24 protein-coding genes are annotated in these 23,095 nt (G+C 51.8%); 20 read left to right on the top strand and 4 right to left on the bottom strand.

The window, feature by feature from the left end:
- The first annotated feature begins 1 nt into the window (after position 1).
- Genes BN3772_RS27470 through BN3772_RS27520 form a run of 11 tightly spaced genes read left to right on the top strand, consistent with a single transcriptional unit; the run spans position 2 to position 9,645 of the window.
- On the top strand, positions 2–1,249 hold the full coding sequence (locus BN3772_RS27470; RefSeq protein ID WP_042203547.1) for a DUF58 domain-containing protein: 1,248 nt from the start codon (positions 2–4) through the stop codon (positions 1,247–1,249).
- On the top strand, positions 1,246–3,492 hold the full coding sequence (locus tag BN3772_RS27475; RefSeq protein WP_042203548.1) for a DUF4129 domain-containing transglutaminase family protein: 2,247 nt from the start codon (positions 1,246–1,248) through the stop codon (positions 3,490–3,492). The genes BN3772_RS27470 and BN3772_RS27475 overlap by 4 nt, the downstream gene beginning before the upstream one ends.
- 38 nt (positions 3,493–3,530) lie before the next feature.
- A complete protein-coding gene (locus tag BN3772_RS27480) occupies positions 3,531–4,055 on the top strand; it encodes a YqeG family HAD IIIA-type phosphatase (RefSeq protein WP_042182348.1) in 525 nt (174 codons plus the stop codon).
- The gene (gene yqeH, locus BN3772_RS27485; protein WP_042203549.1) at positions 4,055–5,182 is read left to right on the top strand and encodes a ribosome biogenesis GTPase YqeH; all 1,128 of its coding nucleotides are present in this window, start codon (positions 4,055–4,057) and stop codon (positions 5,180–5,182) included. Before BN3772_RS27480 ends, yqeH begins: the two co-directional genes overlap by 1 nt.
- Positions 5,183–5,201: 19 nt before the next feature.
- Complete coding sequence (gene aroE, locus BN3772_RS27490) at positions 5,202–6,083, top strand: shikimate dehydrogenase (protein WP_167336700.1); 882 nt, start codon at positions 5,202–5,204, stop codon at positions 6,081–6,083.
- A gap of 44 nt (positions 6,084–6,127) precedes the next feature.
- Positions 6,128–6,421 carry a ribosome assembly RNA-binding protein YhbY gene (yhbY, locus tag BN3772_RS27495; protein ID WP_039871239.1) on the top strand — a complete coding sequence of 98 codons (294 nt, stop codon included), beginning with the start codon at positions 6,128–6,130 and terminating at the stop codon, positions 6,419–6,421.
- Positions 6,422–6,457: 36 nt separating this feature from the next.
- Positions 6,458–7,060, top strand: a complete 603-nt coding sequence (locus BN3772_RS27500; protein WP_042203553.1) for a nicotinate-nucleotide adenylyltransferase — start codon at positions 6,458–6,460, stop codon at positions 7,058–7,060.
- A complete protein-coding gene (gene yqeK, locus BN3772_RS27505; protein WP_042203554.1) occupies positions 7,032–7,610 on the top strand; it encodes a bis(5'-nucleosyl)-tetraphosphatase (symmetrical) YqeK in 579 nt (192 codons plus the stop codon). Before BN3772_RS27500 ends, yqeK begins: the two co-directional genes overlap by 29 nt.
- Positions 7,607–7,954, top strand: a complete 348-nt coding sequence (rsfS, locus tag BN3772_RS27510; protein ID WP_042174413.1) for a ribosome silencing factor — start codon at positions 7,607–7,609, stop codon at positions 7,952–7,954. The genes yqeK and rsfS overlap by 4 nt, the downstream gene beginning before the upstream one ends.
- A complete protein-coding gene (locus BN3772_RS27515) occupies positions 7,951–8,862 on the top strand; it encodes a CvfB family protein (protein ID WP_042203555.1) in 912 nt (303 codons plus the stop codon). Before rsfS ends, BN3772_RS27515 begins: the two co-directional genes overlap by 4 nt.
- 15 nt (positions 8,863–8,877) lie before the next feature.
- Entirely contained in the window at positions 8,878–9,645 is a 768-nt protein-coding gene (locus BN3772_RS27520) for a class I SAM-dependent DNA methyltransferase (protein ID WP_042203556.1), read from the top strand.
- Positions 9,646–9,769: 124 nt separating this feature from the next.
- Here BN3772_RS27520 and BN3772_RS27525 read toward each other — a convergent pair whose 3' ends face one another.
- Positions 9,770–9,928 carry a hypothetical protein gene (locus tag BN3772_RS27525; RefSeq protein WP_042174418.1) on the bottom strand — a complete coding sequence of 53 codons (159 nt, stop codon included), beginning with the start codon at positions 9,926–9,928 and terminating at the stop codon, positions 9,770–9,772.
- Positions 9,929–10,299: 371 nt separating this feature from the next.
- On the opposite strand from BN3772_RS27525, the gene BN3772_RS27530 reads away from it, so the two are divergent.
- The 4 genes from BN3772_RS27530 (at position 10,300) to BN3772_RS27545 (ending at position 14,031) form a co-directional block, all read left to right on the top strand.
- On the top strand, positions 10,300–11,634 hold the full coding sequence (locus tag BN3772_RS27530) for an ABC transporter substrate-binding protein (RefSeq protein WP_042203557.1): 1,335 nt from the start codon (positions 10,300–10,302) through the stop codon (positions 11,632–11,634).
- 65 nt (positions 11,635–11,699) lie between these two features.
- Entirely contained in the window at positions 11,700–12,596 is an 897-nt protein-coding gene (locus tag BN3772_RS27535; protein WP_042203558.1) for a carbohydrate ABC transporter permease, read from the top strand.
- Positions 12,597–12,599: 3 nt separating this feature from the next.
- Positions 12,600–13,433 carry a carbohydrate ABC transporter permease gene (locus BN3772_RS27540; protein WP_042203560.1) on the top strand — a complete coding sequence of 278 codons (834 nt, stop codon included), beginning with the start codon at positions 12,600–12,602 and terminating at the stop codon, positions 13,431–13,433.
- Positions 13,434–13,674: 241 nt separating this feature from the next.
- Positions 13,675–14,031: a hypothetical protein gene (locus BN3772_RS27545; protein WP_042203561.1), complete on the top strand. Its 357-nt coding sequence runs from the start codon at positions 13,675–13,677 to the stop codon at positions 14,029–14,031.
- Positions 14,032–14,138: 107 nt separating this feature from the next.
- On the opposite strand, the gene BN3772_RS27550 is transcribed toward BN3772_RS27545, so the two are convergent.
- From BN3772_RS27550 to BN3772_RS27560, 3 genes are all read right to left on the bottom strand, one after another.
- Positions 14,139–14,465, bottom strand: coding sequence for a hypothetical protein (locus BN3772_RS27550; RefSeq protein ID WP_042203562.1), 327 nt, complete (start codon positions 14,463–14,465; stop codon positions 14,139–14,141).
- 76 nt (positions 14,466–14,541) lie between these two features.
- Complete coding sequence (locus BN3772_RS27555; protein ID WP_042203564.1) at positions 14,542–15,369, bottom strand: carbonic anhydrase; 828 nt, start codon at positions 15,367–15,369, stop codon at positions 14,542–14,544.
- Positions 15,370–15,686: 317 nt separating this feature from the next.
- Positions 15,687–16,646, bottom strand: a complete 960-nt coding sequence (locus BN3772_RS27560) for an ArsR/SmtB family transcription factor (protein WP_042174439.1) — start codon at positions 16,644–16,646, stop codon at positions 15,687–15,689.
- Positions 16,647–17,237: 591 nt separating this feature from the next.
- Here BN3772_RS27560 and BN3772_RS27565 point away from each other — a divergent pair.
- From BN3772_RS27565 to BN3772_RS27585, 5 genes are all read left to right on the top strand, one after another.
- Positions 17,238–18,482, top strand: a complete 1,245-nt coding sequence (locus BN3772_RS27565; RefSeq protein ID WP_042203566.1) for an extracellular solute-binding protein — start codon at positions 17,238–17,240, stop codon at positions 18,480–18,482.
- Between the two features lie 79 nt (positions 18,483–18,561).
- Entirely contained in the window at positions 18,562–19,440 is an 879-nt protein-coding gene (locus BN3772_RS27570; RefSeq protein WP_042203568.1) for a carbohydrate ABC transporter permease, read from the top strand.
- Positions 19,441–19,520: 80 nt separating this feature from the next.
- Complete coding sequence (locus BN3772_RS27575) at positions 19,521–20,411, top strand: carbohydrate ABC transporter permease (protein WP_209443716.1); 891 nt, start codon at positions 19,521–19,523, stop codon at positions 20,409–20,411.
- A gap of 31 nt (positions 20,412–20,442) precedes the next feature.
- On the top strand, positions 20,443–21,921 hold the full coding sequence (locus tag BN3772_RS27580; protein ID WP_042203571.1) for an alpha-N-arabinofuranosidase: 1,479 nt from the start codon (positions 20,443–20,445) through the stop codon (positions 21,919–21,921).
- Between the two features lie 33 nt (positions 21,922–21,954).
- Positions 21,955–22,914, top strand: coding sequence for a glycoside hydrolase family 43 protein (locus BN3772_RS27585; protein WP_042203572.1), 960 nt, complete (start codon positions 21,955–21,957; stop codon positions 22,912–22,914).
- Positions 22,915–23,095 lie beyond the last annotated feature (181 nt).

Below are 23,095 nucleotides of genomic sequence, written 5' to 3' on the forward strand. Positions count from 1 at the left end.
GATGAAGAGCTATCTGTCCGGAGTGGCAGCAGGCATCCAGCCGCGCAAGTTCGCCGGCATACTCGCGATTTGGGCTGTTACGCTCCTATATGTGCTGTTTCAGGGCGGCAAAACATCATTCATGCTGTTTATTATGGTCTCAGTGCTCATCCTTTATTTAATCATCGGTACTCTTGGCGGAGTACGGAGGGCCAAGGGCACCCGCAGCCTCTATTCGGAGCAGGATAAGCCGGAGCTGCTCTATGCCGGCGGATATCTGCGTGTGAAGCTGCAGGTGAACATACCGGGGTTTCTGCCGCTGCCTTACGTAGTTGTCAGGGAAATTCTTAAGCGGCACAACGGTGAGTCGTGGGTGTTCGAAGAAAGTATGATTCCGAGCCTGAGAGGGCACGGTGAGCTGCAGTTTCAGACCCCTATGCTTGAGCGCGGCAGCTACAGCTTTGAGCGCACGGATATTCTTGCTGAAGATATTTTCGGGCTGGTGGAGCATAAAGGGACCTTTAAGGCGGAAGGGCAGTTCCGTGTACTCCCGCGGGCCGTCTTCGTTCCGCGCTGGCAGCTGTATGAACGCAGGTCACGGCTCGCCGGACTGCAGACCTCGCTTGCTCATTCACGGCGTGAAACTACACAGATCAACGGGGTCCGCGACTATGTGTACGGTGACCGTTTAACCCGTATTCACTGGAATGCTACGGCCAAAACAGGCCAGTGGAAGTCCAAAGAATTCGAGCATGAATCAGTCCCCAAGACGGTACTCGTCCTCGACGGCAGTGCTGCGGCATACGGCAGCTCCAACCAGTTTGAGCTGGCCGTATCCGTTGCTGCCTCCTTACTCGGCTATGGTATCCGTGACAGGATCGGCATCGGCCTGTGCTGTCTGGACCGGACCACCAAAGTCTTCGTTCCCGCTGAGAGCGCTGCTGAACGGCACAAGATGATTCAATATCTGATAGATATTAATGCGGAAGGCAGCGGACCGCTGGTCCCAAGGCTGGAAAAGAGCCACCGGATGTTTCCTAAGGGCGCCTATTTTGTTCTGATCAGCCCGCAGAGCGGCCAGCCGGTGCTGGATACCCTGCGCTGGGCGGAGAGCCGGGGAATGACACCTGCCCATATCCAGGTGCTGAATCCCGCAGCGGCAAGCGGTGCCAGAGAGTGGGCCGGTGTGCTGAGATCACGCGGCATCACAGGCTACAGTGTCAACTCCCTGCAGGAGCTGCCCGCAGTGCTGGGAGGTGATGCAGTATGAGCCGCTGGTGGAACGGCATCAAATCATCCTGGCATCATTCCTTCAGTCTGCTGTGGCTGACCCTAATCGGCCTGCAGTGGGTATCCTTTACCGAGCCATTCTGGCTGCAGGCTACGACAGAGGTGGTGCTGCTGGCGCTGGTCACCGTTGCAGTCATCGAAATTCTCCTGCCTGTTAAGTGGGGAGTAAGGCTGCTGCTTGAGGCAGCCGCGATATTGTACATTACCTACCGGCAAATCCTGAATAAGGGTATTTATATTCCTGATCCCTGGGCAACCGCTTTAGGTGACCGGCTGAATGATGCTGCAGCCCATATGGTCCCGTATATCTGGTTCGCTCTGGCAGCAGGAGCAGCGCTCCTGCTGTCTTCCTGGTGGGTCAATTCCAAAACCAGGATTTTAATGTTTCTTACCGCTAACATCGTTGCTTTTGCGGCGCTCGACTCCTTTACTGCCGCCGTTCTCTGGCAGGAGGTAGCCTGGACCGTAGCAGCCGGCATGGGCTGGCTGGTATCACAGCATTTACGCAGCTTTCAGCTGCATTACCCCCGGGGCTGGACCTATTTGCTGCGTTATCCGCTTAAGGTGCTGGTTAACATTGCTGTCATTTTCTCGCTGGTTATTGTGACAGGGGTGAATATGCCTGACGTACGGCCAACGCTGACCGATCCTTACACAGCCTGGCAGGATTGGAACGGGGGCGGGGGATCGTCCGGAACAGGCACCCCGGGCAGCCAGAATACAAGCCCTGGCAGCGGTGGAACCGGAAGCGGCAGCTCCTCATCCGGCTATAGCCTGGACGATGATAATCTGGGCGGCGGCTTCAGCTTTGATTACTCACCGGTGATGACGGTGACCTCCGATCAGCGTACTTATATGCGGGGAGAGTCGCGGGCTGTCTATTCCGGCAGAGGCTGGAGTGATGACGACAGGTGGAACAGAGGTCCGCTGATACGGGCTGCCGTAGGTCAGGAGCTGGAGCGGGAGACTGCGCCTAAGGTGCAGACAAAGCCGCTGCAGCAGACGGTAAGGCTGCTCGGCGGCAATGATTATCCTGTGTTGTTCGGCGCTTACTCTATTTCCAGTGTGGATTCGATAGACGGTGAAGCGGCAAGCAACGGACTGTTCTGGCGGAGCCAGGACAATGAGATGATCTGGGGTTCAGATGATGTCCTGACTTATCCGCAGACCTATGTGCTGACCTCTGAGATCCCGGTTGTTCCGGTGCAGGAGCTGAGCCAGCAGACCTTTGAGCAGCTGTACGGAGGCCAGGACAATGACCGGTATCTTCAGCTGCCTGACAATTTCCCGCAGCGGGTCAGCGAGCTTGCTGAAGAGATTACCGCCGGCGCACAGACACCTTACGAAAAAATAGCGCTGCTGCAGCAATATTTACAAGTAACCTATCCATATACCAACCAGCCTGACCTCACCCGTAAGAGAAGCAAGGATATGGTGGAGAGCTTCCTGTTCGAAATTATGGAGGGCTACTGTGACTACTACTCTACAGCGCTTGTTACCATGGCCCGTTCACTTGATATCCCGGCCCGCTGGGTAAAAGGCTATGCGCCCGGTGAACAGGCACAGCTGCCGGACAATCTGATGGCACAGGGTGTGTCTAACAACAATTATACAATTACCAATGCAGATGCCCATTCCTGGGCAGAAGTATATTTCGGGGAATACGGCTGGGTTCCGATCGAGGCAACGCCCGGCTTCACTGTTCCGCTGATGACCCAGAGTGAGGAGCAGACTCCCGAAGAGCCGGTGCAGGAGGAGGAAGAGGCCGAGGAGCCGGTGCAGGCACCGGCACAAAGCAATTCCGGCGGTAACCTGAACATCGGCGCATGGAGTGTAGCAGCGGCTGCCGCCGTATTGCTGCTCTGGAGCGGTTATCTGCTGTGGCAGCACCGCTTGAGCCTGCGCTTCCTGCTGCAGCGTCTGCGCACCGGCCGGCCGCTTACGCCGGTCCAGAAAGTGGTCGCTGAAACGGAGAGATGGGTAAGGTATGTGCGCAGAAAGGGTATGCTGAAGGAAGAGCATGAAACACTGCGTGAAGCTGTCGGCCGCTGGAGCCGTGAAACCCCGGAAGCTGCGGGCAGTTTTACTTCGCTGCTGCACCTGTTCGAGCAGGCGAAATACAGTCCTGATATTATTAAAGACAAAGACTGGCACAGCGTGTATACTGAAGCTTTGCAGCTTCAGCGCAGCCTGAAAGGGCACAGAACTAAGAGTATGATATAGTTGTCTGAGCAACTTGTATGAAAATCGAGGTGAACGTATTGTTTGAGAGGCTAGTCCCGAAACTGCGGGTAAATACCGTTTTTGATATTAACCTTGAAGAATTGTACCGGAAGGGCTACCGCGGCATTATTACAGATCTGGATAACACGCTCGTCGGCGCCAAAGCGCCGCTGGCTACCCCGGAGCTGCTGCTGTGGTTCGCAAAGGTAAAGGAGCTTGGATTCAAGCTTGTCATTGTTTCCAATAACAATATGGACCGTGTGTCCCGTTTTGCCACGCCGCTGGATATCCAGTTTGTTCATCAGGCGCGCAAACCGATTAATACCCCGTTTCTGAAAGCAATGAAGCTGATGGAGCTTCAGCCGGAACAGACCATTGTAGTCGGTGATCAGATGCTTACCGATGTGCTGGGCGGCAACCGCCTGGGTCTGTATACGGTATTGGTCCTGCCGATCTCCGTTAAGGATGAAGGCTTCGGGACAAGAATTAACCGCCGTGTTGAACAGATTGCACTGACACGGCTGCGTAAGCAAGGATTGTGGCAAGAGGAGGATAAATATTAATGAGTCAACCCAATGAAGCTGAGCGCCCGGTGAAATGCAGCGGCTGCGGTATTAAGCTGCAGACCGGAAATAAGGAGCTTCCGGGCTACATCCCGGAGACGGCCTTTGAACGGGAGCCGGTCATCTGCCAGCGCTGTTTCCGGATTAAGAATTACAACGAGGCTTCTTCTGTATCCGTCGATCAGGATGAATTCCTTCATCTGCTGAGCGGAGTCGGCGAGAAGAATGCGCTTGTAATCCACATTGTGGACCTGTTTGATTTTGAAGGCAGCCTGATCTCCGGGCTTCAGCGGTTTGTCGGCAATAACCCGGTTATTCTGGCGGTTAACAAATGCGATCTCCTGCCGAAGGTGACGAACTGGAACAAGGTCCGCAACTGGATGCAGCAGCGCTGTAAGGAGCATGGCCTGCGGACAGCGGAGATCGTTCTGGTCAGCGCCAAGCGCAACCAGGGCTTTGAACGCCTGCTGGAGACAGTAAGCGAGCTGCGCGGACAACGTGACATCTATGTTGTCGGGGCGACAAATGTGGGCAAGTCCACATTGATTAACCGACTGATCTCTGATTACAGTGACCTGGAGCAGGAGCTGACGACCTCGCGTTATCCCGGAACAACCCTGGATATGGTCAAAATTCCGCTCGACGACGGCCACTATATTATCGATACACCGGGGATCGTATATCCTTGGCGTTACAGCGAGCTGGTGGAGCGGCGTGACCTGGGCGCGGTAATGCCTGAGAATCCGCTTAAGCCTGCTGTATATCAGCTGAATGAAGGCCAGACGCTGTTCTTCGGCGGACTGGGAAGGTTTGATTTTGTTCAGGGGCCTCGCCAATCCTTTACCTGCTACATTAGCGGGGCGCTGAAGATCCACCGCACGAAGCTGGAGCGGGCGGATTCGCTGTATCAGGATCACCGCGGTGAGCTGCTGACTCCGCCTTCGGCAGAGGATATGGAGAAGCTGCCGCAATGGCAGCGCCATGAATTCCGGATCGTCCGGGGCAGCCAGACTGAGCTGTTCATGTCAGGGCTTGGCTGGATCAAAGTGAACGGGACAGAAGGTGCAGTAATTGCCGTGCATGTTCCGCGCGGTATTAAGGTGCTCACCCGTCCTTCGCTAATTTAATCTCAGGAGGAACATGCCTATGGCCGGTAAGACCGGAAGTACAGATCTGCTGCTGGGCGTGATGGGCGATCCGATTGCCCAGTCGAAATCCCCGCTGATGCATACCGCAGCACTGAAAGCCCTCGGCCTTCCCGGTGCGTATGTACCGCTTCACATTGCCCCGGGGCAGCTGGGCGAAGCGGTTCAGGCAATCCGTGTGCTCGGGTTCCGCGGAGTTAACGTGACAATACCGCATAAGATTGCGGTGATGGAATACCTGGACCGGCTGGATGAGAGCGCACTTGCCGGAGGTGCTGTCAACACCATCGTCAATGACAACGGTGTGCTGACCGGATACAACACCGACGGGATCGGATATGTCCGTTCGCTGAAGGCAGAGGCTGTCCCGGATCTGACAGGTGCCCGCATTCTGGTACTGGGCGCCGGAGGTGCGGCCAGAGGCATCATCAGTGCCCTGCTGCAGGAGCAGCCGGCTGCTGTCGTAGTTGCTAACCGCACGGCCGGCAAGGCGCATGAGCTTGCAGCCTCGTGGCAGTCAGCAGGAACAGTAAGCGGAGTAGCAATGGAAGATATTGCGGGCATCATTCCGGCTGCCGATATTGTAATTAATACAACCTCAGTCGGAATGTATCCCTATCCGGATGAGCTGCCGCTTGATCCGGGCCTGCTTCATAAAGGGCTTGTTGTCAGCGACCTCATCTATAATCCGCTGCGCACCCGGCTGCTGGAGCAGGCGCTTAACACAGGCTGTACCATTCACGGCGGCCTGGGAATGTTTATCTATCAGGGGGCTTATGCGTTCGAATACTGGACAGGCCAAGCTGCTCCGGTAGAAATCATGCGGCAGACTATGCTGGATGCCTTCGGGGTCAGCGAAGCCGACATGGAATTGCTTAAATAGGGTAATAATATTTAATATTTGTTAATTAAGGGGTTTGTTCATTTATGTTAACTGGTAAACAAAAACGTTATCTCCGCTCTTTGGCCCATCATCTAGATGCTGTCTTTCAGGTTGGCAAAGGCGGCGTTAACGACCATCTGATCCGTCACGTTGAGGAAGCGATTGAAAAGCGCGAGCTGATGAAGATCAGTGTGCTGAACAACAATGCCGATGATCCGAAAGAAATCGGCGCTGCCCTCGCAGAGCAGTCCGGTTCAGAGCTGGTGCAGGTGATCGGCAAGACAATCGTGCTGTATAAGGAATCCCGCGACAACAAGACAATCGAGCTGCCGCGCTAAAGCTTTGTATCCGGATGATAAGAGGAGGTACACCTCTTGAAAGTAGGAATTATGGGAGGAACCTTTGATCCTCTTCACATAGGCCATATGCTGGCGGCGGAAGCTGCCAGGGATTCATTTTCCCTGGACGAGATATGGTTCATGCCCTCACATATTCCGCCGCATAAGCACGAAGCCGGAGCCTCCGGTGCAGACCGGCTGGCTATGGTGAAATACGCGGTAGAGGGTGATCAGTCGTTTGGCATTCTCGACTGGGAAATCGTCCGGGGGGGTGTCTCTTATACCATTGATACCGTGCGCAGACTGAGGCAGGAATATCCGCAGCATGAGTTCTATTTTATTGTCGGCGCGGATATGGTTGAATACTTGCCTAAATGGCATGGGATTCATGAGCTTGTGGAACTGCTGACCTTCATTGGTGTGGGAAGGCCCGGAACTCCGCTTGACCTGTCAGCCCTGCCGGATTTCATCTCAGGCAAGGTGCTGCTGGCGGATATGCCGCAGGTAGATATTTCATCGACGATGCTCAGGTCAAGGGCGGCCGGCGGCCGTTCAATCCGTTATATGGTGCCTGAGCAGGTATATGAATATGTGCAAAGGAGTGGATTGTATGGGATTCAGCCGCGAAGCGCTGATTGAGGCTGTCTCTGCTCAGATGCCGGACAAGCGCTGGCAGCATACGCTGGGCGTGATGGAGACTTCGGTCAAGCTGGCGAAGCATTACGGAGCTGATCCGGAGCAGGCGGAAACGGCGGCCATTCTGCATGATGTAGCCAAATACTGGCCGGTGGAGCGGATGAGGGACGTTATTGAGCAGAACGGTCTTTCAACTGAGCTGCTTCAGCATGACAAGCAGCTGTGGCATGCCGAGGTTGGGGCATTTGTCGCTGAGCATGAGTATGAAGTTACTGACGCAGGTATTCTTGGGGCGATTCGTTATCATACCTCGGGCCGCGAAGGGATGACATTGCTGGAGAAGGTGGTCTGCCTGGCGGATTACATCGAACCGGGCCGTGATTTTCCCGGAGTGGACGAGATCCGCAGGCTGTCTATGGTCAGCCTTGAAGAAGGGCTGATTGCCGGATTCGATTCAACCATCAGCCTGCTCCTGCAGAAGCGCCGGGTCGTATTTCCGCTTACCGTGCTTGCACGTAATGATTTAGTAAGAATACTGGAGGAAAAAATATGAGTGTACAATCAAGCAAAGTGCTGGAGCTGGCCCTGAAGGCAGTCGAAGACAAAAAAGCAATGAATGTTGTCGCATTAGACCTGCGCAGCGTATCACCTATCAGTGATTATTTCATCATCTGTCACGGTAACTCCGACACCCAGGTGCAGGCAATTGCCACTGAAGTGCGCAAAGTCGTTCACGAAGCCGGCGGCCTGATCCGCGGGATTGAAGGCATGGATGCAGCCCGCTGGGTTCTGATGGATCTCGGGGATGTAGTAGTGCATGTCTTCCACCGCGATGAACGGGAGTACTATAATATCGAGCGTCTCTGGTCTGACGCCAAGGTTGTGGAGACGGTATGAGTCTGATTGCCGGAACAATCGTTACACTGGAAGTACTTCGTGAAGTATCCCCTTACGGATATTTCCTTGGTGCAGGTGACCAGGATGTCATGCTGCATTATACAGAGCTTGTCGGCAGTAAGCCCAAAATCGGTGCTAAGGTAGAAGTGTTTATCTTCTTCGACACGGAGGACCGGCTTGCTGCTACCATGAAAAAGCCGTTTCTGACGCTAGGCGAGATGGCGCTGCTGGAAGTGGCGGATATTCATCCCCGGCTGGGCTGTTTCCTGGAGATGGGGCTTGGCCGCCAGCTGCTCTTGCCGATTGGCGAACTGCCTGAGCTGATCGAGCTCCGCCCGCAGATTGGCGACAAGGTGTTTGTACTGATGGAGCATGATAAGCAGGGACGCCTGCGTGCCAAGCTGGCCGGTGAGCAGGAGCTCGATCCGCTTGCCTTTGCCGCGCCTGATTCCTGGCGGGGACAGAACGTTACAGCAAGAGTGTATAGACCGCTGCAGATGGGCACGTTCGTGATCATAGACGGCGGTGTACTCGGCTTTGGTGTAATCGGTATGGTTCATGCCTCCGAACGCAGCCGGCTGCTGCGTCTGGGGGAACAGATTGAAGCGCGTGTCTCTCACATCCGTGAGGACGGCCGGGTCAATCTGGCGATGACCCAGCGCAAGGAAATCGGCCGCGATGTCGATTCCGCTGCTCTGCTGGAGTTCCTGCACTCCCGCCCGGGCGGCGCAATGCCTTACTCAGATGCTACGCCTCCGGAGATTATCAAGCAGCGCTTCGGCATCAGTAAGTCTGCATTCAAACGGGCGATGGGCAAGCTGATGAAGGAAGGTCTTATTACTCAGAAAGAGAACTGGACCTATCTGGCCAAGCCTGAAGAAAGTGCCCCGGAACAGAATCAGGAATAGAAAGCGGTGTGCGTATTGTCTTCCTACGGGAAATTTGCATATGTATACGATGAACTGATGGCGGACATGCCGTATCCGGACTGGCTGGCCTTTGCAGAAGCCGCATGGAGCAAATACGGCAAGCCGCGTACAGTCGCCGAGCTTGGCTGCGGAACCGGCAGTATTACAATTCCGCTGGCAGCAGCAGGCTATCACATGACCGGAATAGATCTTTCCTCAGACATGCTGTCCGTAGCCCAGCAAAAAATGGAGCAGCATCCGCAGGGCCGCCGCTTTCTGCGCGAGGGCAGTGTGCGCTGGATCAGGCAGGATATGACGCAATGGGAGCTGCCGGAGCCGGTAGATGCGGTCATTTCCTTCTGTGACTGCCTGAATTATGTGCTTGAAGAAAAGGATGTTCAGGACGTTCTGGCCCGTACGTATGCAGGCCTTAAGCCGGGCGGGACCTTCCTGTTTGATGTCCATCACCCGAATACGCTGGTGAGATACGAAGAGGAGCAGCCGTTTGTGCTGGATGAGCCTTCAGTCTCCTACATCTGGACCTGTGAGCTGGATGTACCGCGCCGGGAGATTGAGCATCATCTGTCCATCTTTGCACGGGAAGAGGGTAGCGGCCTGTACCGCCGTTTTGAAGAGAGTCATGTGCAGCGCGCGTATGATCCGCAGTGGCTGGAAGAAGAGCTCCGCAAAGCAGGCTTCAGTGAGGTCCAGCTATATGCGGACTTTGAATGGCTTCCGGCAGATGACAGCGCCCAGCGCCTGTTCTATGTAGCGGTGAAATAAATCATATGTACGAAAGTGGTCCTTACCCGCGGGGTGAGGACTTTTTTTCTGTGTTGTTCATTAAAAGGATCCTTAAAAGGAACCGGCCTGTACATGCTGTACAGGTCCGGCATCTTCCAACCTTTTACCGGTGCTCAAACAAGTCGATGGCACCCAGGACCATATGTGCCAGACCAAAGCCAAGTACGCCTGTTGCGGCCAGCTTATACTTACTTCCTAGAAAAGCTGCGCCGGAAGCGGAAACTACGGTACCAAGAACAGTGGGAATCAGACCTTCGCGCATTCGAAACACTCCTTCTCGGTGGTATGGGAGACAGGTTTATTGTTCGTTTTCCAGCCTGGGATTATGTATGGCGGATAATGGTTGTCTGTTTTAGATCTTTATAAAGGAAACATCTGAAAACGGTCCGGAAACAAAACTGATGGATAAACGGAAATGCGTAAAATTGCGTTTTTTTGTACCTCAAAAGTTTCTAATTCCTCGCCTGGCTGAATACATTATAACAGCCTAAAACATTTAATAAATGTGTAAAGGAGGATGACAGGCAGCGGCAAGGAGCCGCAGGCTTTCCGGAGGGCTTTTGATTACGGAGTTATTTTGTATCCGTTTACATTACGCTCGGGCAACAATATTGAACTATAGGAGGGTCAAGCATGAAAAACAAATGGCTAATCTCATTTCTGGTCGTCTCCATGCTGGTGTTCTTGGCCGGTTGTGGGAAATCTTCCTCAGGAACCTCAGGCGGAGAGTCCTCTGTACTGAACGGCGGGGCTGGAGATAAGGCAACAGAGCTGTCGTACTGGACGTTTGTCGAGCTGCACGGGCAGCATTTTGAGAAAATGCTGGAGAAGTGGAATGCCGCCAATCCTGACCGCCAGATCAAGCTGAATGTAACGGTCATGCCGTATGACGATATGCACAATAAGCTGTCCATTGCGGTGCAGACGGGAGTAGGAGCCCCGGATATTGCCGATATCGAGCTGGGCAAGTTCCCGGACTTCCTGGCCGGAGAGCCGCAGCTGGAGCCGCTGAATGATGTGGCAGAGCCCTTTAAAGGCACGGTCGTGCAGTCTCAGCTCGATCTTTACGCCAAAGAAGGAAAAATCTACGGCTTATCCACCCACGTAGGGGCGACGGTCGCTTTTTACAATACCGAAATTCTTGATGAAGCCGGAGTGGACTACAAAAGTATCGTAACCTGGGATGATTTCAAAAAGGCGGGTATTCAGGTCTATGAAAAAACCGGCAAATACATGGGCACCGCCGACACCAGTGCGATCTGGCAGGCTTCGCTGCTCCTGGCCCAGCAGGAATCGGATCTGACGGATGCTGACGGCAAGCCGCAGGTGAATTCACCTGAGATGGTCAGAGCGATGACGATGCTGAAGGACCTGCAGGACAACAACGTCATTTCAACCATCGCCGGCGGGCAGCCTGATACGGAGGAAGCTTACGGCGAGTATAACTCAGGCAATTATGCGGCCGCCTTTATGCCGCTGTGGCAGATGTCCAGATACACCAACTACATGAAGGACCTGAGCGGCAAAATCTCCATCGCTCCGCTGCCCGTCCTCGAAAAAGGCATGCACAGATCCTACGGCGGCGGCGGTACCGGAACTGTCGTGACCAAGACGGCTAAGGATATTCAGCTGGCAAAAGATTTTATCGCCTATGCAAAGCTATCGCTCGATGCCAACATCGAAATCTGGAATACGCTCGGCTTTGACCCGATCAACATGAGCGTCTGGGATATGAAGGAGGTAACCCACAATCCGGAGAACCAGTTCGTCAAATATTTTGTCAACAACCCGTTTGATGTACTGAACGAGATTAAAGAGGAGATCAACCTCATCAAATCCACCTCCGCCTCGCCGACGATTAATAATGTACTGTGTACGGTGACGCTGAATGAAATTTTTGAGGACGGAAAAGATGTGCAGCAGGCGCTTGATGATGCCCAGACACAGATTGAACAGGAGCTGAAATAACAAGTACGGTTACTCTTTGGGGCTGTCCACCCGGTGGGCAGCTCTACTTTAAAGGAGCATTAGCCATGATCAAAAATTTCCTTTATTCGCAAAAAGTCGCTCCCTACGTGTTCGTGCTGCCTTTTGTGCTCGTATTCATCATCTTCTGGGTTTATCCGCTGCTGAGCTCATTCGGCATGAGCTTTCAAAAGGTCACGCTCGGCCAGGAGGCCAGTTTTATCGGAGCGGATAACTACACCAAGCTGATGGGGGACACGATCTTTTTCAAAGCGGTACGTAACAGTGCTGTCTATATGATCCTGACCCTGCTGATTCTGATCCCGTTCCCGATGCTGTTCGCCGTGCTGATCAACAGTAAAGCCATGTGGGGCCGTGAATTTTTCAAATCCTCGTTCTTTTTCCCGGCGTTGACCTCGGTGGTGGTGGCGGGGACGATTTTCCGGCTGATGTTCGGGGAGATGGAGGGCTCGCTGATCAACAGCCTTCTCGGTGTGTTCGGCGTGGAGCCGGTTAAATTTCTGAAGGGACAGACTACCGGCTTCGTTGCTCTGGTGGCGCTGGCGAGCTGGCGGTGGATGGGTGTGAACATGCTGTATTTTCTATACGGATTGAAAAATATCCCCGACGACTACTACGAAGCCGCCTCCATCGACGGGGCATCCGCCTTTCAGCGGTTCACCCGGATTACCATCCCCCTGCTGAAGCCGACGACAATCTACGTGCTGACGATCAGCATATACGCCGGACTGGCTATGTTTATTGAGAGCATGATGCTCTGGAACGGGAATAACTCTCCCAAGAACATCGGGCTGACCATCGTAGGTTACCTGTACCGGCAGGGGATCGAAAAAAATAATCTAGGCTACGCGGCTGCGGTCGGCATCGTACTGCTCATCATCACCATGGTCATTAATCTGACGCAATTGGCGCTCAGCGGGATGTTCAAGAAGGAGGAGGAGTAAAGGATGAATACAGGGACGCTCCGCAAAATCCTCCTGTTTGCCTTTTTCAGTGTGCTGTGCCTGCTGATCCTGGTGCCTTTCTACGCTGTGACGATTGCCTCGTTCAAGCCCGGAGAGGATCTGATCCGTTACGGACTTAACCTGCGCTTCGACTTGTCGGCGATGAGCTTCGATAACTTTGTCTTTCTGTTCACCGGGGAGCATGCCTACTTCACCTGGTTTTTCAATTCACTGCTGCTGACAGCGGTACAGGTTGTATTGACGCTGCTGGTCAGCGCAACGGTTGCTTACGGCTTTTCTGCTTACGAATTTAGAGGGAAAAATCTGCTGTTTGTCTGCGTGCTGCTCATTATGATGGTGCCGTTTGAGATTCTGCTGCTGCCGCTGTACACGCTGACCTTTAACATGGGGCTGATGAACAGCTATTCGGCGATTATTCTGCCGGGTGTGGCGGGTGCGGCGACGATCTTTTTCTTCAGGCAGTATCTGCGGGGGATTCCCAAGGAAATGATTGCGGCCGGGCGGGTGGATGGGGCGAATGAATATGCGATTTATGCGCGCCTGATTCTGCCGGTGATGAAGCCGTCTTTTGCCGCGATGGCGATATTGAACGGGATGAACAGCTGGAATAACTTCCTCTGGCCGTTTATGGTGCTGAGTGATGAAAATAAATATACCCTGCCGATCGGCCTCAAGACGCTGCTCACTCCCTACGGTAACAACTATGATCTGCTGATCGTAGGCTCGTTCTTTTCCATTCTGCCGATTCTGGTACTGTTTCTCGGGTTTCAGAAGTATTTTATTGACGGGATGACGGCGGGTGCGGTGAAGGGGTGAGGCAGGTGATCGTGAAGCTGGTGAAGAGTGGGCAGGTGAAGGGCTATAAGTCTAACCTGATCTGCCTTTCACCTGCCCCTAAGCAAGACAAGTATATAGACCGGTTGTAAATTTGGCAAGCGGCTTACCTTGAGTGGTGGGCGGCTTGTTTTTTTATTTGCGTTTTCGTTTGCTAATATGCTGGATTCGTTTTATTATTAGAATATATGGAAAATATTTCTTTAGGGCGGAGGTCTTGGTCATGAAGCAAAGTGTGCTTAACATTTCATTGTGTTTTGTGCTTGTAGCAGCAGTAGTTACCATGCACGACGTATTTTCGGATTTCAGTTACAGGGTGCCTTTCACCATACTGTTGGCGCTGGTGGTGTTATATATTTTTTCAAAAGCGGGAATCCGGAAGCCGGCATCGTATAAAGGGATTTCGCTGCTATTCCTGTCTTTGTTTATATTTACCTGTGTGTACCATGCGGTTCTGTCGGCGGTAACCGGGGGCGGCTTGTTCGATAATAGCTACTGGATTTTCTTGTGCGTTATCTATGTTTTGGCCTGGTTGCGGATGCGCTTCAGCTTCAAAGGGAACGGCGGCACTGCATCATAAGCGGCTCATCTGCGGATGAGTTGCTTTTTTTTTTTTTTTGCTAGCCGCGGGCGAGGGAGAAGTACGGGATATATGCTGTTAATTTTGCGGATCCGCTCCCGGGAAGCTTAATCAAAGGCAAAAATACCTTTGATATCGGGCATCTGAGCAGAATGAGCCAGATCAAAGGCAAAAGTGCCTTTGAAATCGGACATTTGCGTGAGATGAGCCAGATCAAAGGCAAATGTGCCTTTGAAATCGGACATCTGAGCAGAATGAGCCCAATCAAAGGCAAAAGTGCCTTTGAAATCGGAAATTTGCGTGAGATGAGCCGAATCAAAGGCAAAAGTGCCTTTGAAATCAGGCATCTGAGCTAAATGAGCTGAATCAAAGGCAAAAATGCCTTTGAACCCGGCGATCTGCCCGCGTCCATCCGTAGACTTACTCGCTTTCACTTATGTATCTGCCCCAACAAAGGCGATCCCCATCAACCGCGGAGATCGCCTTTTTATATCGCATTACTATATGTGCTTATTCATCGCTGCCGATCTCCCGGCTGCCCAGCGGCTGAACAGGGCGGTTATCATGCGGGAAAATCGCAGCGAATTGGCCGATCTGTTCTGCGGACCAGGTTACCGGATTCTCCAGGACGATCCACTGGACGCCTTCGGTACACGGCGGCGTAGTGAGCGAGCCTTGGTAACGGAAGGAGTGAAGATCGGCGGGCAGCAGCCCGGCCGGATCGAATGCTCCGTCAATTACAATCTCCTCTGCGCTTTCCTCCGCAGGAAGCACGGACCAGAGCTGGTTCAGGGCGGTATTTTCACTGCCGGCATTGATCAATACACCGAGTACGGCGAGCGAACCATCTTTGCTTTTATGAACGAGATGTAGCTCCATCTCTGCATGCTTGCCGTCAACCTCGTGTTCACTGGGCAGATGGAAGTGGAGCTGCTGCAGCAGGTAAGTCTTGCCCTCAATAGTAAGCTTATTGTCCTTGTTGTTAATGTTCACCTGGATCGTGTGGCCATTGTTGACGATAGACACTGGTGAAGGAGAGTACTCGACTTTGACAGGGGAGAGGTGCTCATCCGCCTGTACTTTATCATGCAGGATATTAACCGGGGACTGGGCTGTGCCGGTATTACAGGTAGCGAACAACTGATCCAGCTCCGCCCAGTGTTCAGGAGATGTATCGCCTTCATAAGACCAGTGTGTCTGGTGTGCGGTGGACGGGGCGGTAGTTTCTTGTGCAGCTTGTTCGTTAAGGTTGAGATTGTTGTTGTTTCCGCAGCCGGCCATTACAGTCAGGAAAGCGGCTGAGAACAGGAGTCGCGACACCCGTTTGGTAACTTGCATACTTCATCCTTCTCTCTAATGATTTGGAACATTGTTATTTATATTGTAAATAATGGATGAACTAGTATCCAGAGAACAAAGACTCAGCTGCCTAACTAGTTCAAAATATCCATAATAAACCAGATTTCTATAGAAATCAGGCTCTCCCGTGGGAAGGCTCCCGAACTGTAAATCTACCGTTACATACAAAAATACCCTTCCGCATCCAGGCAGGAAGCGAAAGGGCAAAGAAACAGATCGACAGCTTTCCCTCACTTAAGGGCTCTTAGCTGTTCTTCAGAGTGCTTCAGCACTCTTAGACAGCTCAAAGTAAGCTGCTATTCAGTAATAGCTTCGGCCGCCGGCCGCCGGTTCATTTCCTCTACCTCATGCACATTGTAGAGCACGCGGGCCAGCAGGTCCTGGCTGTAGTTGCCGAAATGCTTGCCGTAGATAGTCAGGCCGCGCTTGTTGACCGGCTTGTCGGTGACGGCAATGCGGAAGGTCAGCTCGCTTTTGTAATCCAGCTTGATATCGTTCAGTGTGATGTTGGAGATCCGGCAGCCGTCGATAAAGCTTCCTTCGTTATTGATCCGGATCAGCTTCAGCATCCCGTATTGATTAAGATGCGGCGGCCACCAGTCCGGGTTGAATGTTCCGCGCTGGTCGCCGAAGTCGCCCGGGCTGGTCCAATAGCCAATCTCGATCCCGTTCAGGTAAAAATACAAATCGGACGGGTAGTTGTCGCTGAAGCCCGGGGCTTCGGAGCCGATTTCCATGGAGAATTGAATCTCCCGGAAGGTCTGGTTCGCTTTCAGGTAATTCGGTATACGGTACTCAAGGAAGCCTTCGGCCATCCAGATAATCTCGGAATCTATCCGCTGGGGATCGGCGAAGTAACGCGGCTCATCAAAGTCTCCGATTATACTGTCTTTGGTAGCAAGCCCGCAGGTAGGAACCGCCTGATAGTTGCTGTAGTGGCCGACCTGGATCTCCACCTCATAGAGGTTGTCGACATCCTTGCTGCGCAGATCCACCATCAGCTTATCCTTGTTCAGGTAGCAGACCTTCTGGATGCCGTGTTTGCCGACAGAGGTGTTAATTTCAATCAGTCCGCTCTCCTCCAGCTTCTTAATGTGCATTGTGATAGCACCGTTGCTGAGGTTCAGCTTCTTGGCGATTTCATTCAGGTTAAGCTCCTGATTACCGGCGAGCAGCTCCAGAATTTGAATCCGGATTTCAGAGCTAAGCGCTTTGAAAATATCAATGCCACTCATCAGATCTTTTATATATATCATCTCAAACCTTCTTCCGCAGACTTCTGTAATGACTATTTTATGAAATTATAAACTAATTGAGGTGAAAAGGAAAGCTTCCTGCCTTTATTTGTGAGATTATATTAAAAATAAGTTAACATTTACAAAATCAAATATTTTATTTTGTATTTATATAAATATAAATTCGCTTAAATCTTAAAAAATGCGCTTCTATTATCTATATTGACGATAAAACTATGTTTATTTTGTATATATATAAATAGTTTTATATTATTATGTTTACAACGTAGTTTATATATGTTATTTTATACCTGTAAGCGAATACATTCAAATGTTTTTTAATTAATTAATGAATATGTGAAATGGATGGGCTCACATTGTCGTCACACACTGAGAGCGGCGCGTAAGGCCGAAAGGGACAAGCATCCTTACGGTTCATTCATTAAAGAGCCGGCAACATAAGCGCGCCGATTGACCAAGGCATCCTGGAATATTATTCGTCCGGGCAAATCGGTGGGATCAGCGGCATGACCCGGAATCAACCGAGAGTTAATTGTTTGCAAAAACATTTTTGTAGATGATTCACTAATTTTAATCATTTAGGAGGAGAAAGTGTTGACTAAAAAGTGGGGTTTTTCAGCATTAGCACTTGTTCTATCATTATCTACGGTGTTGGCAGGCTGCGGGAACGATGATACAAAGACAATTACGTTCTGGACGCCGCTGACCGGTGATGATGGTGCTTATATGGATCAGCTGGTGAAGGATTACAATGCAACCAATCCTGAAATTCAAGTGAAGCATGTCATTACTGCAGATATGTATACAAAGGTATCAACTGTACTTAACTCCGGTAAAGGCGTACCTGACCTCGCGATTATTCACGCGGACCGTGTACCGGGCTTTGTGAAGCAGGGGCAGCTGGAGCCCATGACTGCCGTAACTGCTGCCCAGACTGAAATTAAGGAAGAGAACTACCTGCCGCAAGCATGGAATACAGGTAACATCGACGGAACGCAGTATACAGTACCGCTCGATATCCATAGTAATGTTATGTATTACAACAAAGATCTGCTCGCGAAATACGGCGCCGAATCTTTCCTTGACGATAACGTTGTAACCATCGATGAAATGCTCTCTCTGCAGGGCAAATTGGATGAAGGCGATTTTGTCGTCAATGACGCCCTGCTTGGCTGGGTCATTCTGGCGCAGATTCAGAACCTTGGCGGAGATATCCAGGAGAACGGCAAGCCTGCTGTGAATACACCGGTTATGAAGCAAGCCTTTGAGGAAGTTAAAAAAATCAACGATGCCGGCCTGATGACACCATTTGGTGAAGACGGCTACCTGATGTTCCAAGCCGGTAACGTATTGTTCTCCACTGACGGTACTTGGAGCTCCACTGCACATGCCGGAGTAGAGGGCCTTAATTTCGGAGTAACCAATATTTATTCCCCTACACCTGACAAGTTTACGAACAGATCGTCCTCCCATTTGTTCGCGATGCTGAAGAACAAAGACAGATCGGAAGAAAAAGTAGCCGGAATCGGCAGCTTCCTGGAGTTCATCCGTGAAAACTCCATGGAGTGGGCGAAAGCCGGACAAACGGTAGCGAGTAAGCAAGTTATCGAGAACCCTGAGTACAAGAACTACATGCAATCTTTCTTTACCTCTGACGAAAAAGAGATTGAATCGCTCTATATCTACACTTATGAGTACTACCCGTACATCGCAGAAGCTGTTGATACCTATTGCGGAGATATCGTCCGCGGCAACGTGGATATTGACGAAACCCTGCAGACCATGCAGAAATTCGTAGAAGATAAGATCGCTGAAGGAACAAGCGCAGCGCAATAAACAGCAAGCGGAAATGATTGTATGGAGCAATGTGCCACTTGTGGCACATTGCTTTATGCCAAAGGAGAAAAGATTGCCTATGAAAAAGAAATTAAATCTGGCGCCTGTTTTCTTTGTAGGTCCACATGTCATCTTATTCATTGTATTTATCCTGCTGCCGACCATTTACGGGATTTATGCTTCCTTCACGAAGTGGAATCTGATGAATGATCCGGTCTGGGTTGGCCTCGACAACTACAAGACCATTCTTTTTGACAACAGCTCCACCTTTCATACGCAGTTTAACAACGGTCTCAAGAATACTTTGATTTTCGTTCTGCTTAGTGTACCGCTGTTAATTGTGCTTCCGCTGCTGATTGCGGTTGCGCTGGAACACAAAAAAGTGAAGGGGAAGAGCCTGATTCAAGCTATTTTGTATGTTCCCGGCCTGATCTCCATTTCTGCGGGCGCCTTGATCTGGCTGCTGCTCTTCAACAAACAGCTTGGGATGGCCGGTAATGTGTTCGGCTCTGATGTCTCCTGGCCGACTCACCAGCCGTATGCCTGGATTCTCATTATTATCATTACCATTTGGGGCGGTGTCGGGGGCAACCTGATCATTTACCGTGCTTCCATCAGCGGTGTAGCTCAGGATTTATACGAATCTGCTGAAATTGACGGTGCAGGCCCTGTCCGCAGATTTACGAGCATCACACTGCCTTCAATCCGCTTCCCGCTTATTTATACCTTTGTTATGACGACTGCGGGGGCCTTCAACGTCTTCGGCCAGCCGCTCATGATGACAGACGGCGGTCCGCGTCAGAGTACGCATGTATTAATGATGTATATCCGCCAGCTCGCATTCGGCAACGGTGAATCTATTGCAGGGATGGCTTCGGCAATGGCAGTGCTTCTGGGACTGGTTATTTTGCTGATTTCGGCTCTGCAATATTATGTAATGAACCGGAATGCGACCTAATTCTCCCATAAGACAAACGGATCAAGCAGCGAAATTGAAAAGGCAGGTGTACCCGTATGGCAAACCAAGTGGCCGGGCAAATGGATAAAGGTCCGCTTATAAACGGACAGCGAATCGATAAAAGAAAAGGTTCAGGCATTAGCATCTCAAAATATATCTCCTATCTGTTTCTGATCATTCTGTGTGTAATCTGGATCGTTCCTGTAGTGTTTGGAATCACTACCTCCTTCCGTTCGCAGACTGAGGTCGTCAGCTCAGGATTCAGAATGTTTCCGAAGGAATGGATTTTTGATAACTATATCGCAATTTTAAATAATACCTCTACGGCTCCAATTCTGCGCTGGCTGATGAACTCCCTGTTTATTGCCACCATGCATACATTCCTCGTCGTTGTGGTCATTTCCATAACCGGTTACGGGTATTCCCGGATGAAGTTCAGAGGAAGAGATACACTCTTTTTTACTTTACTGGGTATTTCCTTTTTCCCGGGTGTCGTGAACCTGATTCCTTCCTACAAAATCATTGATGCCCTGGGATGGGTGAATACTTCCTGGGCGATGATTATACCGGGGCTTGCGGGTATGGGTAACCTCTTTTTGGTCAGACAATTTATGAATGGTATCCCTAAAGAGCTGGATGAATCGGCTCATGTGGATGGTGCGGGCCATTTCCGGATTTATGCCTCGATCATTGTACCGCTGATGAAACCGATTCTGATTGTATGCGGCCTGTTCTCGTTCACCGGATCATGGAATGACTTCCTGTGGCCGGTTATCGTGTTCACAGATGTTGATAAAATGCCGGTTACAGCAGGACTCTTGCTGCTGCAGGATATATACGGAAACTACCGGATGATCGGGCAGCTGATGGGCTCGGCGATTCTGGCCATTATTCCTACACTGGTGCTTTTCTTGTTCGCACAGAAATACTTTGTACAATCAATCAATTTGAATTCAGGGATAAAGGGCTAAATATAAGGCTTAACCCAAGGAGAGAGAAACTATGACTGCAAAGCTTGTAATCAACGCCGATCTTCCTAAAAACAGGATCAATAAAAATATTTACGGGCATTTTGCCGAGCATCTGGGCAGATGCATCTATGAAGGAATCTGGGTAGGCGAGGATTCGCCGATCCCGAACACGGACGGCATCCGCAATGATGTCGTGACTGCGCTCAAGAAGCTGAATATTCCGGTGCTTCGCTGGCCGGGCGGCTGCTTTGCCGATGAGTATCACTGGAAGGACGGAATTGGCCCGAAGGAAGGCCGCAAACGGATGGTTAACACCCACTGGGGCGGCGTGGTGGAGAACAACCATTTTGGTACGCATGAATTTTTCCGCCTGTGTGAGCTGCTGGAATGTGAGCCTTATATATGCGGCAATGTCGGCAGCGGCACGGTTCAGGAGATGTCAGAATGGGTCGAATATATGACCTTTGACGGGGAATCACCGATGGCCGGCTGGCGGCAGGAGAACGGGCAGGAGAAGCCATGGGCGCTGAAATATTTTGGCGTCGGCAATGAGAACTGGGGCTGCGGCGGAAATATGCGCCCTGAGTATTATGCGGATCTCTACCGGCGTTATCAGACCTATGTCCGTAATTACGGCGACAACAAGCTATACAAGATTGCCGGCGGAGCCAATGTGGATGATTACAACTGGACAGAGGTTGTGATGCGTGAGGCAGGCGGCATGATGGACGGCCTCAGCCTGCATTCTTATACCATTCCCGGCAGCTGGGAGGAGAAACGTCCGGCGCTTGGCTTCGATGAAGCCGAATGGATTGAGACGATGCAGAAATCCCTACGTATGGATGAGCTGATTACCCGCCACACGGCGATCATGGACAAATATGATCCGCAGAAGCGGGTAGGATTAATTATAGATGAGTGGGGCACCTGGTTCCTGAACGAGCCGGGAACCAATCCCGGATTCCTCTACCAGCAGAATACCCTCAGAGATGCGCTGGTTGCCGGCATCCACCTGAATATTTTTCACAATCACAGTGGCCGCGTGCAGATGACGAACATTGCCCAGATGGTCAATGTGCTGCAGGCGCTGATCCTAACGGAAGGGGATAAGCTGCTGCTTACGCCTACCTATCATGTATTTGAAATGTATAAGGTGCATCAGGATAATGAGCTGCTGGAGGTTGCCTTTGAGAGCCCGCTGTATACCTGGGGGGATGTAACGGTTCCGCAGCTTAGCGTTTCTGCGTCCCGCGACTCGGAAGGCAAGGTCTATGTCTCGATCTGTAACCTCAGCCATGAGGCGGATGCCGCCTTAAGCCTTGACATCAGAGGCACACAGGCAGGCCGGGTATCCGGACAGATTCTGACGCACACAGAGCTGGGAGCACATAATACCTTCGATGCACCGGATACTGTAGCCCCGGCTGCCTACGAAGGTGCCGAACTGACGGACGGCGTGCTGCACTGCGTCCTCCCGCCGGCATCCGTTACTGTGCTTACACTTAAATAGATCCAGCTTAAATGGACCAAAGGAGAAACTGATATGAGTACTGGCAAAGAATACAGCAACCCGCTTGTGGAGCAGCGCGCTGATCCCTGGGTGTATAAGCATACAGACGGATATTACTACTTTACCGCTTCCGTACCGGAATATGACCGGATTGAAGTGCGCAGAGCCGCAGCAATCGAAGACCTCGCAGAGGCGGTGCCGGCTGTAGCCTGGCGCAAATACGAAACGGGACCGCTCAGCGCTAATATCTGGGCACCGGAGATTCATTATCTGCAGGGGAAATGGTATATCTATTTTGCCGCCGCGCGCACCACGGAAACACAGGATGGGCTGTTTGACCACCGCATGTTCGTGCTGGAGAATGATTCCGCTAATCCGCTGGAAGGCAGCTGGGTGGAGAAGGGCCAGATTAAGACGGCCTGGGAATCCTTTGCCCTGGATGCAACGACCTTCCAGCATAGAGGTATTCTCTATTATGTGTGGGCCCAGAAGGACCCGGACATTCCGGGCAACTCCAACCTGTACATCTCGGAAATGAGTAATCCGTGGACCCTGACCGGGAAGCAGACTATGATTGCCCAGCCGGAATACGATTGGGAGACAATCGGCTTCAGCGTGAACGAAGGCGCAGCTGTACTGAAGCGGGGCGGTAAGATCTTCATGAGCTTCTCGGCCAGCGCGACCGACTACAACTACTGCATGGGACTGCTGACTGCCGATGAGGACAGCGATCTGCTGGATGCGGCCTCGTGGAGCAAGCATCCGGTGCCGGTGTTCCAGACTAGCGAGGAGAACGGCCAGTTCGGCCCGGGCCATAACAGCTTCACTGTGGGTGCTGACGGGGAGGATGTGCTGATCTACCACGCCCGCAGCTACAAGGACATCACAGGCGATCCGCTGTATGATCCGAACCGCCACACCCGCGCCAAGGTGCTGGGCTGGAAGGCAGACGGCACACCGGACTTCGGCGTGCCGCTGCCGGATAACAAGTAGCCGGACCATGGCCGGGTGTGGTGAAGGGCAACAATGCCCTTGAATCCGTCCGACGCGGCCAGATCGGCGAAATGAAGGGTATAAATGCCCTTGAATTCGGCTGGCGCGGCCAAATCGGCGGGATAAAGGGCAAAACTGCCCTTGAATCCGGCCGGCGCAGCCAAATCGCCGGAATAAAGGG

The sequence above is a fragment of the Paenibacillus camerounensis genome (assembly GCF_000723885.1).
Lineage (GTDB): Bacteria > Bacillota > Bacilli > Paenibacillales > Paenibacillaceae > Paenibacillus_AQ > Paenibacillus_AQ camerounensis.

Bases quoted from the DNA above. Each gene is read 5' to 3' on its own strand.
- BN3772_RS27570 (WP_042203568.1), top strand. From the start codon at position 18,562: ATGAAAAAGAAATTAAATCTGGCGCCTGTTTTCTTTGTAGGTCCACAT.
- yhbY (WP_039871239.1), top strand. From the start codon at position 6,128: ATGTTAACTGGTAAACAAAAACGTTATCTCCGCTCTTTGGCCCATCAT.
- aroE (WP_167336700.1), top strand. From the start codon at position 5,202: ATGGCCGGTAAGACCGGAAGTACAGATCTGCTGCTGGGCGTGATGGGC.
- BN3772_RS27525 (WP_042174418.1), bottom strand. From the start codon at position 9,928: ATGCGCGAAGGTCTGATTCCCACTGTTCTTGGTACCGTAGTTTCCGCT.
- BN3772_RS27475 (WP_042203548.1), top strand. From the start codon at position 1,246: ATGAGCCGCTGGTGGAACGGCATCAAATCATCCTGGCATCATTCCTTC.
- rsfS (WP_042174413.1), top strand. From the start codon at position 7,607: ATGAGTGTACAATCAAGCAAAGTGCTGGAGCTGGCCCTGAAGGCAGTC.
- BN3772_RS27515 (WP_042203555.1), top strand. From the start codon at position 7,951: ATGAGTCTGATTGCCGGAACAATCGTTACACTGGAAGTACTTCGTGAA.
- BN3772_RS27540 (WP_042203560.1), top strand. From the start codon at position 12,600: ATGAATACAGGGACGCTCCGCAAAATCCTCCTGTTTGCCTTTTTCAGT.
- BN3772_RS27580 (WP_042203571.1), top strand. From the start codon at position 20,443: ATGACTGCAAAGCTTGTAATCAACGCCGATCTTCCTAAAAACAGGATC.
- BN3772_RS27555 (WP_042203564.1), bottom strand. From the start codon at position 15,369: ATGCAAGTTACCAAACGGGTGTCGCGACTCCTGTTCTCAGCCGCTTTC.
- BN3772_RS27575 (WP_209443716.1), top strand. From the start codon at position 19,521: ATGGATAAAGGTCCGCTTATAAACGGACAGCGAATCGATAAAAGAAAA.
- BN3772_RS27545 (WP_042203561.1), top strand. From the start codon at position 13,675: ATGAAGCAAAGTGTGCTTAACATTTCATTGTGTTTTGTGCTTGTAGCA.
- BN3772_RS27560 (WP_042174439.1), bottom strand. From the start codon at position 16,646: ATGATATATATAAAAGATCTGATGAGTGGCATTGATATTTTCAAAGCG.
- yqeK (WP_042203554.1), top strand. From the start codon at position 7,032: ATGGGATTCAGCCGCGAAGCGCTGATTGAGGCTGTCTCTGCTCAGATG.
- BN3772_RS27530 (WP_042203557.1), top strand. From the start codon at position 10,300: ATGAAAAACAAATGGCTAATCTCATTTCTGGTCGTCTCCATGCTGGTG.
- BN3772_RS27585 (WP_042203572.1), top strand. From the start codon at position 21,955: ATGAGTACTGGCAAAGAATACAGCAACCCGCTTGTGGAGCAGCGCGCT.
- BN3772_RS27470 (WP_042203547.1), top strand. From the start codon at position 2: ATGAAGAGCTATCTGTCCGGAGTGGCAGCAGGCATCCAGCCGCGCAAG.
- yqeH (WP_042203549.1), top strand. From the start codon at position 4,055: ATGAGTCAACCCAATGAAGCTGAGCGCCCGGTGAAATGCAGCGGCTGC.
- BN3772_RS27535 (WP_042203558.1), top strand. From the start codon at position 11,700: ATGATCAAAAATTTCCTTTATTCGCAAAAAGTCGCTCCCTACGTGTTC.